The organism is Azospirillum thiophilum (genome assembly GCF_001305595.1).
Taxonomy (GTDB): Bacteria; Pseudomonadota; Alphaproteobacteria; order Azospirillales; family Azospirillaceae; genus Azospirillum; species Azospirillum thiophilum.
This window is the reverse complement of the sequence record NZ_CP012406.1, coordinates 528181-544924: the sequence shown is the minus strand read 5'-3', so window position 1 is coordinate 544924 and position 16744 is coordinate 528181. Positions and strand designations below refer to the sequence as shown.

At 68.5% G+C, this 16744-nt stretch carries 16 protein-coding genes; 6 read left to right on the top strand and 10 right to left on the bottom strand.

The features are described 5' to 3' along the window. Positions 1 to 6: 6 nt before the first annotated feature. From AL072_RS30795 to AL072_RS30775, 5 genes are all read left to right on the top strand, one after another. Complete coding sequence (locus AL072_RS30795; protein ID WP_052710310.1) at positions 7 to 597, top strand: TRAP transporter small permease; 591 nt, start codon at positions 7 to 9, stop codon at positions 595 to 597. Then, complete coding sequence (locus AL072_RS30790; RefSeq protein WP_045584776.1) at positions 594 to 1877, top strand: TRAP transporter large permease; 1284 nt, start codon at positions 594 to 596, stop codon at positions 1875 to 1877. The genes AL072_RS30795 and AL072_RS30790 overlap by 4 nt, the downstream gene beginning before the upstream one ends. 86 nt (positions 1878 to 1963) lie before the next feature. Beyond that, complete coding sequence (locus tag AL072_RS30785; protein ID WP_045584775.1) at positions 1964 to 2911, top strand: hydroxymethylglutaryl-CoA lyase; 948 nt, start codon at positions 1964 to 1966, stop codon at positions 2909 to 2911. Further along, a complete protein-coding gene (locus tag AL072_RS30780; RefSeq protein ID WP_045584774.1) occupies positions 2904 to 4157 on the top strand; it encodes a CaiB/BaiF CoA transferase family protein in 1254 nt (417 codons plus the stop codon). The genes AL072_RS30785 and AL072_RS30780 overlap by 8 nt, the downstream gene beginning before the upstream one ends. A 31-nt stretch (positions 4158 to 4188) precedes the next feature. Then, positions 4189 to 4773 (top strand): gamma carbonic anhydrase family protein, encoded by a 585-nt coding sequence (locus AL072_RS30775; RefSeq protein ID WP_045584773.1) that lies wholly within the window; start codon positions 4189 to 4191, stop codon positions 4771 to 4773. A 28-nt stretch (positions 4774 to 4801) separates the two neighbouring features. Here the strand turns inward: AL072_RS30775 and AL072_RS30770 are convergent, their stop codons facing one another. Beyond that, positions 4802 to 5287, bottom strand: coding sequence for a hypothetical protein (locus AL072_RS30770; RefSeq protein ID WP_045584772.1), 486 nt, complete (start codon positions 5285 to 5287; stop codon positions 4802 to 4804). Positions 5288 to 5625: 338 nt separating this feature from the next. After that, positions 5626 to 6204 (bottom strand): TetR/AcrR family transcriptional regulator, encoded by a 579-nt coding sequence (locus AL072_RS30765; RefSeq protein WP_045584771.1) that lies wholly within the window; start codon positions 6202 to 6204, stop codon positions 5626 to 5628. Positions 6205 to 6378: 174 nt separating this feature from the next. On the opposite strand from AL072_RS30765, the gene AL072_RS30760 reads away from it, so the two are divergent. Beyond that, complete coding sequence (locus AL072_RS30760) at positions 6379 to 7065, top strand: hypothetical protein (protein ID WP_045584770.1); 687 nt, start codon at positions 6379 to 6381, stop codon at positions 7063 to 7065. Positions 7066 to 7189: 124 nt separating this feature from the next. Here AL072_RS30760 and AL072_RS30755 read toward each other — a convergent pair whose 3' ends face one another. The 8 genes from AL072_RS30755 to urtA form a co-directional block, all read right to left on the bottom strand. Beyond that, positions 7190 to 7540, bottom strand: coding sequence for an FmdB family zinc ribbon protein (locus AL072_RS30755; RefSeq protein ID WP_045584769.1), 351 nt, complete (start codon positions 7538 to 7540; stop codon positions 7190 to 7192). A gap of 23 nt (positions 7541 to 7563) precedes the next feature. After that, positions 7564 to 8796, bottom strand: coding sequence for a formamidase (gene fmdA / locus AL072_RS30750; RefSeq protein ID WP_045584768.1), 1233 nt, complete (start codon positions 8794 to 8796; stop codon positions 7564 to 7566). Positions 8797 to 8967: 171 nt separating this feature from the next. Further along, a complete protein-coding gene (locus tag AL072_RS36375; protein ID WP_144428426.1) occupies positions 8968 to 11394 on the bottom strand; it encodes a transporter substrate-binding protein in 2427 nt (808 codons plus the stop codon). A gap of 57 nt (positions 11395 to 11451) precedes the next feature. Beyond that, positions 11452 to 12141 (bottom strand): urea ABC transporter ATP-binding subunit UrtE, encoded by a 690-nt coding sequence (urtE, locus tag AL072_RS30740; protein ID WP_045584767.1) that lies wholly within the window; start codon positions 12139 to 12141, stop codon positions 11452 to 11454. A gap of 33 nt (positions 12142 to 12174) precedes the next feature. Further along, a complete protein-coding gene (gene urtD, locus AL072_RS30735) occupies positions 12175 to 12921 on the bottom strand; it encodes an urea ABC transporter ATP-binding protein UrtD (protein ID WP_045584766.1) in 747 nt (248 codons plus the stop codon). Between the two features lie 15 nt (positions 12922 to 12936). Next, the gene (gene urtC / locus AL072_RS30730) at positions 12937 to 14115 is read right to left on the bottom strand and encodes an urea ABC transporter permease subunit UrtC (RefSeq protein ID WP_082109241.1); all 1179 of its coding nucleotides are present in this window, start codon (positions 14113 to 14115) and stop codon (positions 12937 to 12939) included. A gap of 12 nt (positions 14116 to 14127) precedes the next feature. After that, positions 14128 to 15054 (bottom strand): urea ABC transporter permease subunit UrtB, encoded by a 927-nt coding sequence (gene urtB / locus AL072_RS30725; RefSeq protein WP_045584765.1) that lies wholly within the window; start codon positions 15052 to 15054, stop codon positions 14128 to 14130. A gap of 222 nt (positions 15055 to 15276) precedes the next feature. Further along, positions 15277 to 16551, bottom strand: a complete 1275-nt coding sequence (gene urtA, locus AL072_RS30720; protein WP_045584764.1) for an urea ABC transporter substrate-binding protein — start codon at positions 16549 to 16551, stop codon at positions 15277 to 15279. Positions 16552 to 16744 lie beyond the last annotated feature (193 nt).

Here is a 16744-nt window from a genome sequence, read left to right as displayed (position 1 = left end):
GGCGCCATGAGCAGCATGTCCACCCCCGACGCGGTGCCCCGAAGCGGCAACAAGCGGGCCGGCGGCGGCGCGGTGCCCCTGCCGTTGCGCCTGCTCGACGGCGCCGCCACCGCCCTGTCCCGCACCGGCGGGGCGCTCAGCGTCCTGCTGATCGTCATCGTGCTGGGGCTGACCACCGCCGGCGTCGTCGCCCGCTATGTCGTCGGCCACCCGCTGGAGGGCATCGACGAGGCCTGCGGCTATCTGGTGGTCGCCATGGTGATGGCCGGCGCGGCGGAGGCGCTGCGGACCGGTCACCATATCCGCATCGACCTGATCATGGGCTTCGCCGGGCCGCGCGGCCGGCGCTGGCTCGACGCCTGGGCGCATCTGGCGGTGCTGGTCTTCGCCGTCCTGCTGTTCCGCACCGGCTGGCACTCCGCCCTGTTCTCCTACGAGTTCGAGGCCTATTCGTCGGGCCAGCTCGAACTGCCGCTGTGGATCCCGCAGGCCACCCTGCCGGCCGGCGCGGTCCTGCTCGGCATCACGGCGCTGGCCCGGCTGATCCGCAGCTTCACCGGCGATCTGCCGGACGACCGGACCGGAGGCCACCGATGACCCTCCCCATCCTCGCCCTGCTGCTGGTCCTGCTGATGAGCGGCATGCCGATCTTCGCGGCGCTGGGCCTCACCTCGCTCGGCGTGCTGGCGCTGTTCGAGGGCAGCATCGACAGCATGGCGGACTCGGTGTTCGCCAGCCTGAACAACCCGCTGCTGGCCACCATCCCGATGTTCGCCTTCATGGCGCATGTCATGATCAAGGCCAAGGTGGTCGACGACCTCTATGAGATGTCGAACACGCTGGTCGGCCACATCAAGGGCGGGCTCAGCTTCGCCACCATCCTGTCCTGCACCATCTTCTCGACCATCTCCGGCTCGTCGGTGGCGACCGCGCTGACCATCGGCTCGATCTCCATCCCGCAGATGAAGCGCTACGGCTACCGCCAGCGCGACACCTACGGGCTGATCGCCGCCGGGGGAACGCTGGGCATCCTGATCCCGCCGTCCGGGCCGATGATCCTCTATGCCATCGTCACCGACGCCTCGATCGGCGCGCTGTTCCTGGCCGGCATCATCCCCGGCCTGCTGATGGCGGTGGTCTTCGCCGGCTACAGCTGGCTCCAGGCCAAGCGGCAGGACGGCGTGCGGTCGCAGTCCTGGCCCGGCTTCGGCGCCGTCGCCGCCGCCTTCCGCAAGTCGATCTGGGCGGTGCTGATGCCGCCGCTGATCCTGGGCGGCATCTATCTCGGCGTCTTCACGGCGGGCGAGGCCGCGGCGGTCGGCGCCGTCTACGCCCTGGCGGTGGCGCTGCTGGTCTACCGCAACCTGTCGGTCGCCGACCTGCTGGATTGCGGCGTGCAGACGATGCGGACCAGCGCGATGCTGTTCATGATCATCGCCGCAGCCGGCATGTTCGGCCACGCCATCACCATCATCCGCCTGCCGGCCCAGATCATGGAGACGGTGACGGCGCTCGGCCTGTCGCAGGGCGGCTTCATCCTGGCGGTGATGGCGGCGATCTTCATCCTCGGCATGTTCCTGGAGACCATCGCCATCATCCTGATCACCACGCCGATCATCCTGCCGGTGATGGCCGCGCTGGGCATCAACCCGGTCTGGTACGGGGTGATGCTGATGATCAACCTGGAGCTGGCGCTGATCACCCCGCCGGTCGGCATGAACCTGTTCGTCATCAAGGGCATCACCAATTCCTCGCTCGGCGAGGTGACGCGCGGCGCCCTGCCCTATGTGCTGCTGATGATGGCCGGCCTCTTCATCGTCTGGCTGTTCCCGGCCCTGTCGCTCTGGCTGCCGCAAGCCGCCGGCTTCGGCATCTGACCCGCCGGCTTCGGCCGGTTTCCCCCCTCCCCGCTTTGCACCGGGGGCGCGTCGACCCCCGCGCCCCCGAACGAGGACCGCTTGCCATGACGAGAGACCCCGTGACCATCGTCGAGGTCGGCCTGCGCGACGGGCTCCAGATCCTCGACCGCGTGGTGCCGACCGCCGACAAGCTGCGCTGGCTGGCCGCCGAGCACCGCGCCGGAGTCCGCCGCTTCGAGGCCGCCTCCTTCGTCCCGCCCAAGCTGCTGCCGCAGATGGCCGATGCCGCCGAAATGGTGGCCGGCGCCCGGGCCCTGCCTGACATCATCGTCCACACGCTGGCCCCCAACCTGCGGGGCGCCAAGGCGGCGCTCGCCGCCGGCTCCGACGTCATCGTCCTGCCGCTGTCGGCCAGCGAGGCGCACAGCCGGGCCAACATCCGCAAGACCCGCGCCGAGTCGGTTGAGGAGCTGGCCCGCGTCTGCCGCGCCCGCGACGAGGGCAACCATGCGACCCGCATCGACGCCGGCATCTCGACCGCCTTCGGCTGCACCATCCAGGGCGCGGTGCCGGAGGACGAGGTGGTCCGCCTCTGCGAAGCCTGCCTGGAGGCCGGGGCCGACCGCGTGGCGCTGGCCGACACCGTCGGCTATGCCGACCCGGCGCAGGTCCGCCGCCTCTACAAACGGGTGAAGGAGCTGGCCGGCGACCGGCTGCAAGGCGCCCATTTCCACGACACCCGCGGGCTCGGCCTCGCCAACTGCCTGGCGGTGCTCGATCTCGGCATCCGCGAGTTCGACGCCTCGCTCGGCGGGCTCGGCGGCTGTCCGCACGCGCCCGGCGCCAGCGGCAACGTCGCCACCGAGGATCTGGTCTTCATGCTGGAGGCGATGGGTTTCGACACCGGCATCGACCTGGACGCCCTGATCGAGGCGCAGCGCCTGCTCGCCGCCATCCTTCCCGGCCAGCCGCTGCACGGCAGGATCGCCGCCGCCGGCCTGCCCAAGCACTTTTCCCCAAGCACTTCGTCCGGGAGCACCATCCATGCCTGAGGCCCCCACTCCCACCCCCACTCCCACCCCCACCCTGCCGCTGGCCGGCATCCGCGTCGTCGAATTCTCCCACATGGTGATGGGGCCGAGCTGCGGCATGATCCTGGGCGATCTCGGCGCCGACGTCATCAAGGTGGAGCCGGTGGGCGGCGACAAGACGCGCGCCCTGCCGGGGGCCGCCGCCGGCTTCTTCCGCACCTTCAACCGCAACAAGACGTCGCTGGCCGTCGACCTCAACGATCCCGAGGGGCTGGCCGCCGTCCACCGGCTGGTCGATACCGCCGACGTGGTGCTGGAGAATTTCCGCCCCGGCATGATGGCGCGCTACGGGCTCGACCATGCCAGCCTCGCGGTGAAGAACCCGCGCATCATCTGCCTGTCGCTGAAGGGCTTCCTGCCCGGCCCCTACGAGAAGCGCACCGCGCTGGACGAGGTGGTGCAGATGATGGCCGGGCTGGCCTACATGACCGGCCCCACCGGCCGGCCGCTGCGCGCCGGCAGTTCGGTCAACGACATCATGGGCGGCATGTTCGGGGTGATCGGCATCCTGGCGGCGCTGCGCATCCGCGACGCCACCGGCCGCGGCCAGGAGATCCAGTCCGGCCTGTTCGAGACCTGCGTCCTGCTGTCGGCCCAGCACATGCAGCAGTTCGCCGTGACCGGCGAGGCGCCGCCGCCCTTCCCCGAGCGCATCGCCGCCTTCAGCATCTATGACACCTTCGAGGTGAAGGACGGCGAGCAGATCTTCCTGGGCGCGGTCAGCGACATGCAGTGGCGGACCTTCTGCACCGCCTTCGGCTTCGACGACCTGCTGGCCGACCCGCGGCTGGACGGCAACACCAGGCGCTGCCTCGCCCGCGACTGGATGCTGCCGGAGATCCGCCGCCGGCTGGCCGCCTACAGCAAGGCCGAGATCGCGGATCTGTTCGAGCGCAACGGCCTGCCCTACGCCCCGATCAACCGGCCGGAGGAGCTGTTCGACGATCCCCACCTGACGGCGAGCGGCGGCCTCGTCCCCATCGTCACCGAGACGGGCGGCGAGACGCGGGTGCCGCTGTTGCCGCTGATGCTGGACGGCCGGCGGCTGGGGCCGCGGATGGCGCTGCCGCCGGTCGGTGCGCAGAGCGCGGCGCTGCTGGCCGAACTGGGCTACAGTGCGGCGGACATCGACCGTCTGGCGGCGGCCGGCGTGATCGCCGCCCCAGCCGCGGGCCAGGATGCGGAGGCCGAACGGCTCGCCTCCTGACCCGGCGGCATCAGGAAAGGAAAAGACGCGAATGACCTCCGAGAACGAGACCGTCTACGAGACCGGCCCGGCCCTGGCCGTCCGCCATCCCGGCGCCATCATCCAGCCCTTCCGGGGGGTGTGGCCGCGCATCGCCGCCGATGCCTTCATCGCGCCGGGCGCGGTGGTGGTGGGCGACGTCGCCATCGGGGCCGGGGCCAGCGTCTGGTACGGCTGCGTGCTGCGCGGCGACGACCACAGCATCACGGTGGGGCCGCGCACCAACATCCAGGACGGCACCATCATCCACGTCATGCTGAACGAGTACCCCACCGTCATCGGCGCCGACGTGGTGATCGGCCATGGCGTGCGCATGCATGGCTGCACCCTGGCCGACGGCTGCCTGATCGGCATCGGCTCCATCGTGCTGGACGGGGCGGCGGTGGAGAGCGGCGCCATGCTGGCGGCCGGCGCGGTGCTGACCCCGCGCAAGCGGATTCCGGCCCGCCAGCTCTGGGCCGGCAGCCCGGCCCGGCATCTGCGCGACGTCACCGATGCCGAAATCGAGTTCATCGCCTTCGACATCCGCCATTATGCCGGCCTCGCCCGCACCTACCGCGAGGCGGCGCAGGGCTGAGGAAACCGGGGCTGATCCGGCCGCCCGGTCAGCCCGCAGCCTTGCCCCGCCTCGCCAGATGGAGGATCTGCGCGGCCAGCCCGACCACCAGCAGGACCGTCAGCCCGCCCAGGGCGCCGAGCAGCAGCGGCGCCTTCGGGTCGGTGACCAGGGGGTGCCCGTCGGGAACGCGGCGCAGGATTTCGCTGACGGTCGGCACCATCAGGAGAAAGGCGCTGAGGCTGAGGCAGATGGTTTCGATGTACCGGGCCGCGCGCCCCAGCCCCGTAACCCGGCCGACCCCATATCCCGCGAGCAGGATCAGGATCGTCGCCGCAGCGATGACGTTGCTCGCCGGCTGGTGCGCCACCAGGAAGACCGTCGCGGCGCCGACCAGCATGCAGACGAAATAGACCGCGCCCGGCACCGACCGCGGCACGATCCGGCCATGGCGGGCGAACATGTAGACGGCCACGGGGATCGCCGGCAGGCTGCCGAGCGTATGGACCCAGCCAAGCGAAGAGATTCCGAACATCGGCGTATTTCCTTGTTGATCCGAATTTCCAGGGAGACCTGTCATCCCCTCGAAGGCGTTCATGCGCTGGCGTTGCCCCCACCTAACCTCCCCCGCTCTCAGCGGACCTATGGTCCGCCTGTCGCGTCAGCACAAAGCGGAGCTTTGTGCGAGAGCTGGGCGGGGGAGGGACTGCCGCCACTCTCCCGTACAAGCGCCTACCCCCTCCCCCGCCCAGCGGGGGAGGGTTGGGGTGGGGGCAAACGGGGCAAAATATGCACTTGCCCCGGGCGGGCACTCTATCTACTAATCGGTAGTCTACCGAAACCCAAGCCGGACCCCCGACGAAGGCCCGGCCGTCAGACGGCGATGCGCTCCAGCAGGGGACGGGTTACGGCACCGAAGGCCGCGGGATCGCCATAGGCGCGGGCCGCCAGCATCGCGCCATGCACGGCAGCCATCAGCAGCTCGGCGTCGCCCTTCGCGGTTCCGGCCAGCCGGAGCCGGCCCTGCGCCGCGCCCTCGCCCAGGACCGAGGCGAGCCAGTCCGACAGCATCCGGAAATGCGCCCGGACCTCGACGGCGACCTCTTCCGGAAGGACCGGACTCTCGCCCGCGAGCAGCGCGCAGACGCAGAACGGATCCTCCATGGTGGCGAAACACCCCTCCCAATAGCCGAGATAGGCGCGAAGCCGGTCATACGGATCGGGGACGGCCTGTTCCAGCTGGGCGATCCCCGCCGCCGCCTCTTCGCGATACTGCGCGACGAGGGTGCGGACCAGATCCGCCTTGCCGGGAAAATGATGATGGATGCTGGCGGTACGGATGCCGACGACTTTGGAGATGTCGGCATAGCTGAAGCTGTTGTAGCCGCCCCTGGCGATCAGGGACCGCGCACAGCGGAGAATGTCATCGGCTCGGGTCGACAGGTTGCTCATGCCTCAACCTACCAACTGGTAGGGAGGCTGTCAACAGCTTGACTCCCTCCCCCGCCCCGGGTGAGGGAGTCCAGACCGCCGACCGCGCGGCGACTAAGATTTTCATCCTCATATTGCCGCCAACCGCTCCGCATTATAGGAATAATACCTTACTTCACCCCATGGAGCCCCGCCATGCCCCCCGATTGCCTGCACCCCGCCGACCACGCCGCCCCCCACACCGCCCCCGCCAGCCTCCCCCACTGGGCCGGGGAACCGCCGGCCGCGCCGGACGGGCTGGTGCCCGGATCGCGCTTTCACGAGGAGCAATGGATCATGGCCGCCGGCATGCTGGCGCGCGGTGCGTCCTTCCTCGGCGTGTCGCGGGCGATGGGATGCAGCCGCACGACCCTGTGGCGGGCCTATTACGGCTCGCAGCCGTTCCGCCAGCGGGTGTGGTGGGAGCGGCAGGCGCTGAACCGCGAGGCCGACCTGCGGCTCTCGTCGTTGCGCGGCTTGGTGACGGAGCAGATCGAACGGCTTGTCTCGGCCGGCGATGGCGCGACCGTGCGCTGGCTGGCCGACAGGCTCGGCCTGTTCGCCGACCCCGGCGAGGGAACCGCCCCCCTCCCCGAACCGCCGCCGGCCGGCATCCCCGCCGACGGCCTGGACGAAGACCCCGACGACGACCTCATCCCCGGCGCCCTGCGCGAGCGGGTGCCGCCCGATGCGGCGACCATCGCCGCCATCCTGGCCCAGCCGGAGGCCGAGGGGCCGAAGGGCGTCTATCCCTGGACCCTCAACCCCGACGACCCCTTCCCCAACCTCGGCACGGCGAAGGAGCGCAAGGGCGACCGCGGCGCCTTCGGCCGGCGCGGCTGAACCGGCGGCCCGCCGGCCCGCCGATGAGTGGAACGTTGAACAGGGTCGCCCGCGATGGTTCACCCGGTTTCAAACGTTCCACTCGCCGCCAAGGCCGCCGCCCGGCCGCCCCGTCAGTGCCCGATCAGTGACTGATCATCCACGGCCTCGCGGTCGGGAAGCCCTTGGCCCCGTCGGGGGTGCGCAGGACCGAGCGTCCCTTCTTGCTCCCGCCGCCGCAACAGCCGCAGCCGGGACCGTGCTTGCCCTTCGGCCCGACCTCCGACAGCAGGCTCGGCCGGTCGGCGCTGCGCTCGTTGGTGGCGTGCGCCGCCCGCGTCGCCGCGGACACGCCGGAGAAGGCCGGCGCCACCCGGATCACCCGCGGCGACGGCGTCTCGCAATGGGGACAGAGCTGCGGCAGGCTGCATTCGGCCATCGGCCGCATCTCGGTGAAGTCGCCGCAGGTCGGGCACTCGTAATCATACATCGGCATGGCGCGGCCTCCCCTTCTTCCGGTTACACGCGGTCCTGCGCGATCGGCATGTCGACGTCGCCGCTGATGAACTTGGTCGGGCCGTCGGCATTCGGCGTGATGTCGAAGTCGAAGATCTGGGTCGGCAGGAACAGGGTGGCGCAGGCGTTGGGCACGTCGACCACGCCGCTGATGTGGCCCTGGACCGGGGCGGTGCCGAGGATCGAATAGGCCTGGGCGCCGGAATAGCCGAACTTCTTCAGATACTCGATGGCGTTCAGGCAGGCCTGGCGGTAGGCGACATGGACGTCCAGGTAATGCTGCTCGCCGGCCTCGTCGACCGAGATGCCCTCGAAGATCAGGTAATCGTTGTAGTTGGGCACGATCGGGCTCGGCTTGAAGATCGGGTTCCTGATCCCGTACTTGGCCATGCCGTCCTTGATCAGGTTCACCTTCAGATGGGCCCAGCCGGCCATCTCGATGGCGCCGCAGAAGGTGATCTCACCGTCGCCCTGGCTGAAATGCAGGTCGCCCATCGACAGGCCGGCGCCCTTCACATAGACCGGGAAATAGATCTTGGAGCCGCGCGACAGGTCCTTGATGTCGCAGTTGCCGCCATGCTCGCGCGGCGGCACGGTGCGGGCGCCCTCCGCCGCCGCCTTGTCGCGGGCGTCGCCCTTCAGCCGGCCCATATGGGCGGTCGGCGCATAGGGCGGGTTGGCGAGGCCGGGAACCCGGGTCGGGTTGGTGTCGATCAGCGCCTGTTCCCGCTTGTTCCACTTGGCCAGCAGGTCGTGCGAGGGCAGGCAGCCGATCAGGCCGGGATGGATCAGCCCGGCGAAGCGCACGCCGGGGATGTGGCGCGACTTGGTGAACATGCCCTCGAAGTCCCAGATCGACTTCTGGGCCAGCGGAAAATGCTCGGTCAGGAAGCCGCCGCCGTTCTGCTTGGAGAAGAAGCCGTTGAAGCCCCATTGCTGCTGCGGGAAGGCGCCGATGTCGAGCAGGTCGACGACCAGCAGGTCGCCCGGCTCGGCCCCCTCGACCCCGACCGGGCCGGACAGGAAATGCACCTGGCTGAGGTCGACGTCGCGGACGTCGGCGGCATCGTCGTCGTTTTTGATCTGGCCGCCGGTCCAGTCGTAGCATTCCAGGATGAAATCGTCGCCCGGCTTGACCGTCACCGCCATCGGGATGTCCGGATGCCAGCGGTTGTGGATCATGTCGTTCTCGTAGGGAGACTGCGACAGGTCGGCCTTGATCAGGGTGTCAGCCATGGTTGCTCTTCCTTATTGGTGGACTGATTGGTGACGGGGGGGTGGATGATGTGCTTGCCCCCTCCCCGACCCTCCCCCGCTCCGCGGGAGAGGGTGCCCTAGGCAAAGCGGCGGCAGTCCCCTCTCCCGCGCCAGCGGGGGAGGGTTAGGGAGGGGGCACCGGAGGGAGACCTAAGCCGCCAGCTCGCGGAACCCCTCCGGGAAGGGGTTCGGCTCGATCAGGTCGCGGGTCTCGAACACGACGTCGAACTGGCCGTCGCGCCGGGCGCGGCCGATGCGGGTCCGGGTCCACAGGTGATGGTTCTCGTGGATGCGGGTCTCGCCGCCGGGCGCGCCGGAGAAGACGATGCCGGGCGACGCGGCGGCGACGCGGGCCACGTCGAAGCTGCCGGCCTTCTCGACCGCCAGCTTCCACAGCCAGGGGCCGACATAGGCGTTGTGGGTGACGTCGCCGATGACGCTGTCGGCCCCCCACATCGCCTTGAAGGCGGCGACGAAGGCGCGGTTGGCCGGCAGCTCCAGGCTTTGGAAATATTTGGCACAGGTGAAGGCCCCGGCGATATAATCGCCGCCGATGCCCAGCATCTCGTCCTCGGTGACGCTGTTGGTCAGCAGGATCTGGGTGCCGAGGTTGATCCCCGCCGCCTTCAGCTGCTTGTAGAAGGCGACGTTGGAACCGCCGACGACGATCGGGTAGATGACGTCCGGCTTGCTCGCCTTGATCTTGGCGATGATCGCCTCGAACCGGGTGTGGCCGAGTTCGACATACTCCTCGCCGACGACGCGGCAGCCCTTGCGCTCGATGTGGCGGCGGGCGATGGCGTTGGACGCGCGCGGCCAGATATAGTCCGAGCCGATCAGGAAGAAGGATTTGGCCCCCTTCTCCCGCATCACCCAGTCCAGCCCGGCGAGGATCTGCTGGGTCGCCTCCTGGCCGGTGTAGATGACGTGCCGGGACTGCTCCAGCCCTTCGTAGAAGGTCGGGTAGTAGAGCAGGCCGTTGTGCCGTTCCAGCATCGGCAGCACCGCCTTGCGCGAGGCCGAGGTCCAGCAGCCGAAGATCGCCGCCACCTTGTCCCCGGCCAGCAGCTTGGCCGTCCGGTCGGCGAAGGTCGGCCAGTCGCTGGCGCCGTCCTCCTGCGCGATGACGATCTGGCGGCCGAGCACGCCGCCCATCTCGTTGATCTGCTGGATCGCCAGCATCTCCGCCTGGATCGACCCGCCCTCGCTGAGCGCCATGGTGCCGGTGGCGGAATGCAGGATGCCGATGGTCACGCTGTCGTCGGTGACCGCCAGCCCGGTGCCGTTGACCGCCGCCGTCGCCGGTCCGCCGGCGACGCTGCGCCGGACCGCTGCGCCGCCGCCCGTCATCCGCCCCGATGCGGCGGTGCGCCGGCGCAGCGCGGCCTGCAGGCTGACCTCGGCCAGGAAGTTGTTGACCTCCTGGCTCAGCTGGTCGGCGCGCTGCGACACCTCGCCGGCGGCGTCGAGCACCTGCCCAGCCGCCATGCCGGTGTCGGCCGCCGCCTCGGTCACGCCGGCGATGTTGCGGGCGACCTCCTCGGTGCCGCGCGCGGCCTCCTGGACGCTGCGGGAAATCTCGGCGGTGGCGGCGCCCTGCTGCTGGACGGCGGCGGCGATGGTCGCGGCGATCTCGTTGATGTCGGCGATGGTGCCGGCGATGCCGCGGATGGCGTCCACCGCCTCCGCCGTCGCCGACTGGATGGCGCCGACCTGGGTCGAGATGTCCTCCGTCGCCTTGGCGGTCTGGTTGGCAAGCGCCTTGACCTCGGTGGCGACGACGGCGAAGCCCTTGCCGGCCTCACCGGCGCGGGCCGCCTCGATGGTGGCGTTCAGCGCCAGCAGGTTGGTCTGGCCGGCGATGCCGTGGATCATCGACACCACCTGACCGATCCGGTTGGCGCTCTCGGCCAGCCCCTGGACCACCGAATCGGTGCGCCGCGTGTCCTCCACCGCCTTGCCGGCGATGCCGGCCGATACCGCGACCTGACGGCCGATCTCCTGGATCGAGGCCGACAGCTCCTCGGTGGCCGTCGCCACCGTCTGGACGTTGACCGAGGCCTGACCGGACGCCGCCGCCATCGTCGCCGACAGCCGGTTGCTGCGGTCGGCGGTGCCGGTCATCGCGGTCGCCGTCCCGGTCATCTCGCCGGCCGCCGTGGAGACGGTCTGCACCAGATGGCCGACCTTGTTCTCGAAGGCGCGGGTCAGCGTCTCCAGCCGCACCGCGCGCTCCTCCGTCGCCTTGCGCTCGGCCTCGCGCTCCGCCTCATGGGCGGCGCGGATCTCGGCGGCGGCGGCGATGCGGTCGAGCGCGGCGGCAAGCTCCCGCACCGGGTCGCCGCCAGCTTCGCCGCCAGCTTCGCCAGCCGCACCGGACAGCGCCACGGCGCGGGCGCCGAGCGGACCGAGCGCGGCATCCCGCCGGTGAGTCAGGGCGGCGGCGGCGGCGGCCAGCGCCGCGGAAACGACGAGGCCGGCGGTCGCCACTCCGGTCGAGCCGGTCAGCGGCACCGCCATGGCGGACAGCAGGGCGACCACGGCGCAGGCGGTGGATGCGGACTTGGCAGGGCTCATGGCGCTTCCCTCTGTGGTGGAGAGGCGGGGTACGGGGACGGGGGGAGCCGGCGCCGGTCAGACCGACAGCAGCCGCGCGACCTTCGCCTCGTCGACCTGATCGCGGCTGTCCTCATGGACGATCTCGCCGTTCTCGATCACCAGCACCCGGTCGGCGATGTCGAGCGCAAAGCTCAGCACCTGTTCCGACACGATGATGCTGAGCCCCTTCTCGTCGCGGATGCGGCGCAGGGTGCGGGCCATCTCGCGGATGATCGACGGCTGGATGCCCTCGGTCGGCTCGTCCAGCAGCAGCACCTTCGGCCTGGTCGCCAGCGCCCGCGCGATGGCCAGCTGCTGCTGCTGCCCGCCCGACAGGTTGCCGCCGCGCCGGCCCTTCATCTCCAGCAGCACCGGGAACAGCTCGTAGAGGTCGCCGGGAACGCTGCGGCCGCCATGGACGCCGAGCCCGGTCTCGATGTTCTCCTGCACCGTCATGGTCGGGAAGATCATGCGGCCCTGCGGGACATAGGCGACGCCCTTGGCCACCCGCTCGTAGCTCTTCAGGCCGGTGATCTCGGTGTCGCCGATGCGGATGGCGCCCGACCGGGTCGGCACGATCCCCATCAGCGACTTCATCAGCGTGGTCTTGCCCATGCCGTTGCGGCCCATGATGGCGACGATCTCATTGGGCGCCACCGCGAAGTCCAGCCCGTGCAGGACCTCGCTCTCGCCATAGGACACGCGGAGTTGATTGACCGACAGCATCTCTTGATCCCCCGCTCAATGGCCTGGATAGGCTCAATGGCCCAGATAGACTTCGACGACCTTGGGATCGTTCTTCACCCGCTCCATGCTGCCTTCCGACAGGATCCTGCCCTGGTGCAGGACGGTGACGCGGTGGGCGATGTCCTCGACGAACTTCATGTCGTGCTCGATCACCAGCACCGACCGGTTCTGGATGATGCGGTTCAGCAGCTCGGCGGTCTTCCTGCGCTCGTTGACGCTCATGCCGGCAACCGGCTCGTCCAGCATCAGCAGCTCCGGATCCTGGATCAGCAGCATGCCGATCTCCAGCCACTGCTTCTGGCCGTGGCTGAGATACTCGGCGCGCTGGTCGAGATGGTCGGCCAGGAAGATCATCTCGGCGATCTCCGCCACCCGCTCGCGCACCGCGGCGTCGCGCTTGAAGGCGAGCGCGCCGAACACGCTGCGACCGCGGGGATAGGAGATCTCCAGATTCTCGAACACGGTCAGGTCGTCGTAGATCGACGGGTTCTGGAACTTGCGCCCGACCCCGGCGGTGACGATCTGGTGCTCCTTCATCGCCGTCAGTTCCTTGTTGCGGAACTTGATGGAGCCGCCGGACGCCTTGGTCCGTCCGCAGATCAGGTCGAGCACCGTGGTCTTGCCGGCGCCGTTGGGGCCGATGATGACGTGGATCTCGTTGCTGTCGACGTAGAAGGACAGGTCGTTGACCGCCTTGAAGCCGTCGAAGGACACGGTCAGCCCTTCGACCGCCAGCAGGTAATCGGTGGGATTCGCCATGGGTTTGCTCCCTCCTCAGTCGGCGGCGGTGTGGGGCGGGATGATCGGGGCGGAGGGGGCGGCCGCACCGCTCGCCGGGCGGCTGGTCAGCCGGCGCAGCTGCGGGGCGATGAACTGCTGGTAGAGGCCGGCAAGGCCGTTGGGGAACACCATCACCACGCCGATGAACAGCGCGCCCATGGCGAACAGCCACAGTTCCGGAAAGCTCTCCGACAGCATCGTCTTGGCCCAGTTGACCAGCAGCGTGCCGTAGACCGCGCCCAGCAGCGACAGCCGGCCGCCGACCGCGCAATAGATCACCATCTCGATCGACGGCACGATGCCGACGAAGGACGGCGACATGAAGCCGACCTGGAGCGTGAACATCGCGCCGCCCACCGCCGACAGCGATGCAGCGAAGCAGAAGACGAAGATCTTGAAGTTGGCGACGTCGTAGCCGGAGAAGCGAACCCGGTCCTCCTTGTCGCGCAGCGCCACCAGGATGCGCCCCAGCTTGGACCGGCGGACATAGAGGCAGAGCAGGATGCAGCCGATCAGCAATGCGGCGTTGACGAAGTACAGCACCAGCTTCGCCTCGTCGGTGCGGATGTCCCAGCCCTTCAGGGTGCGCAGGTCGGTGATGCCGTTGATGCCGCCGGTGTAGCCCTGCTGGCCGACGATCAGGATGGTCAGGATGGCGGCGAAGGCCTGGGTGATGATGGCGAAATAGACGCCGCCGACCCGCCGCTTGAACATCGCCAGCCCGACGATGAAGGCCAGCAGCGCCGGGACCGCCACCACCGCGACACTGGCGAAGGTCAGGCTGTGGAACGGTTCCCAGAACCAGGGCAGCGCCTTCAGCTGGTTCCAGTCCATGAAGTCGGGGATGCCGGGGGTCGACTGGATCTTGGTGGCTTCCGGGCTGGAGGCCTCGAGCTTCAGGAACATCGCCATGCAATAGCCGCCGATGCCGAAGAAGATGCCCTGGCCCAGCGACAGGATGCCGGCGCTGCCCCAGCACAGCACGAGGCCGAGCGCCACGAAGGCATAGGTCAGGTACTTCCCGACCATGTTCAGGCGGAAGATGTCGAGCCCCAGCGGCAGGACGATCACCAGGAAGGCGGCCAGCAGCAGGATGCCTGCGATGTCGCCGTCGATGCGCCCGAGAAGGCGGCCCTGAGCTGGACTTTGAGGGGTGCGCGTCGTGGACGTCATGGGAAAGGCTCCTCAGCGGCGGACTTTGAGGACGAACAGGCCCTGCGGGCGCAGCATCAGGATCACGACGACGGTCAGCAGGGTCAGCACCTTGGCGGTGGAGCCGCTGAGGAAGAACTCCATCGTCGACTGGGCCTGGCTGATGGTGAAGGCCGACGCGATGGTGCCGATCAGGCTCTGGGCGCCGCCGAACACCACCACCAGGAAGGTGTCGACGATGTAGAGCTGGCCCGACGTCGGGCCGGTCGAGCCGACCATGGTGAAGGCGCTGCCCGCCACCCCGGCGATGCCGCAGCCGAGACCGAAGGTGTAGCGGTCGACCTTTTCGGTGTTGATGCCGACGGCGCCGGCCATCACCCGGTTCTGCATCACCGCCCGCACGCCCTGGCCCCAGCGCGAGCGGAACATCACGGCATAGATGACGATCGTGATGGCGATGGTCAGGCCCATCACGAACAGGCCGTTGATCGGCACCTCGATGGTGTCGGTGACGGCGACCGATCCCATCAGCCAGTCGGGCAGCACCACGCCGACCTCGCGCGCACCGAAGACCGAGCGGAAGACCTGCTGGAGGATCAGGCTCAATCCCCAGGTCGCCAGCAGCGTATCGAGCGGCCGCCGGTAGAGGAAGCGGATCATCCCCCATTCGACCAGCATGCCCAGCGCCCCGCTGGCGATGAAGGCCAGCACCATGGCGATGAAGAAATAGGCCGGGAACAGGGCCGGCACGGTGCTGGAAACGACGTTCGAACAGAGATAGGTCACATAGGCGCCGAGGATCATGAATTCCCCATGCGCCATGTTGATGACGCCCATCTGCCCGAAGATGATGGCGAGGCCAAGCGCCATCAGCACGAAGACGGAAAACAGAATGAGCCCCGCAAATCCCTGCATCGCAAAGATCGACCCGAGCTCGGCCAGGCTGTAACCCTCGAACATGATGGGAACTCCTGTGACGCTTGCCCCCGCCCCGACCCTCCCCCGCTCTCAGCAGACCTTCGGTCCGCCTGTCGCGTCAGCACAAAGCGCAGCTTTGTGCGAGAGCTCTCGCGGGGGAGGGGGACAGGAACTTTGTCGGCGTTCGGCGGCAGTCCCCTCCCCTGCATAAGCGGGGGAGGGTTAGGGAGGGGGCAATCGAAGCCGATGCCTTGGCCCCGCCCCTTACTGGTAGCCCTTCGGGAACGGGTTCGGCTCGATCAGGTCGGCGGTCTCGTAGACCACCTCGAACTGCCCATCGGTGCGGGCACGGCCGACGCGGGTCTTGCTCCACAGGTGATGGTTCTCATGGACACGGACATAGCCTTCCGGCGCCCCGGTGAACTCGATGCCGGCCGATGCGGCAGCGATCTTGTCGACATCGAAGCTCTTGGCCTTCTCCGCCGTCAGCTTCCACAGCCAGGGGCCGAGATAACCCGCCTGTGTCACGTCGCCGATCACGCTTTCCCCGCCCCACATCTTCTTGAAGGCGGCGACGAACTTCTCGTTGTTGGGATTCTTCAGCGACTGGAAATACTTCATGCAGGCATAGGCGCCGGCGATGTTCTCGCCGCCGATGCCCAGCATCTCGTCCTCGGTGACGGAGATGGTCATCAGCGTCTGCTTGTTCAGGTCGATGCCGGCGGCCTTCATCTGCTTGTAGAAGGCGACGTTCGACCCGCCGACGACCGAGGCGTAGATCACGTCCGGCTTGGTCAGCTTGATCTTGTTGATGACGGAGTTGAACTGCGTATGGCCGAGCGGGAAATACTCCTCGCCCACCACCTTCTGTCCATGCATCTCGATGTGCTTGCGGGCGATCTTGTTGGAGGTGCGCGGCCAGATATAGTCGGAGCCGATCAGGAAGAAGGTCTTCGCCCCCTTCTCCTTCGTCACCCAGTCCAGGCCGGCAAGGATCTGCTGCGTCGCTTCCTGGCCGGTGTAGATGACGTTCTTCGACTGCTCCAACCCCTCATAGAAAGTGGGATAATAGAGCATGCCGTTATACTGCTCGAACACCGGCAGCACCGCCTTGCGCGAGGCCGAGGTCCAGCAGCCGAACACCGCCGCCACCTTGTCCTCGACCAGCAGCTTGCGCGCCTTTTCGGCGAAGGTCGGCCAGTCGCTGGCACCGTCCTCCTGGATGACCTCGATCTTGCGGCCCAGCACGCCGCCCATCTCGTTGATCTGGGCGATGGCGAGCTTTTCGGCCTGGACCGAGCCGGTCTCCGAGATCGCCATGGTACCGGTGGTGGAATGCAGGATGCCGACCTTCACCGTGCTGTCGGTGACCGCCAGCTTCGTCGTGTTCACCGCATCGGTCGGCAGCGCCTGGGCCAGCGCGCCGCGCGGCAGCAGGCCGACGGCGGGCAGCACCGCCATGCCGAGGAGGAGCTTGCGGCGGAGCGGCGAAGGCAGGCCACCGTTGATCTTGTCCGCATTGATCTTGTCCGAGGACATGAAACCTCCTGATGTTGGCCGTTGTCGCCCTGAAAAAGGTCGCCTGCGACGGAGCCGGGCCTTTTTGAAAGGCGGGATTTTTTGGGGAGTTGGCGGAGCGTACCGCGATAGGACGTGCCGATGGTTGGCCGAACGGTGCGGCGCAGCAATACGTGGATTTGCGTATAGGGGCGAAAGCCCGCAAATCGTTATA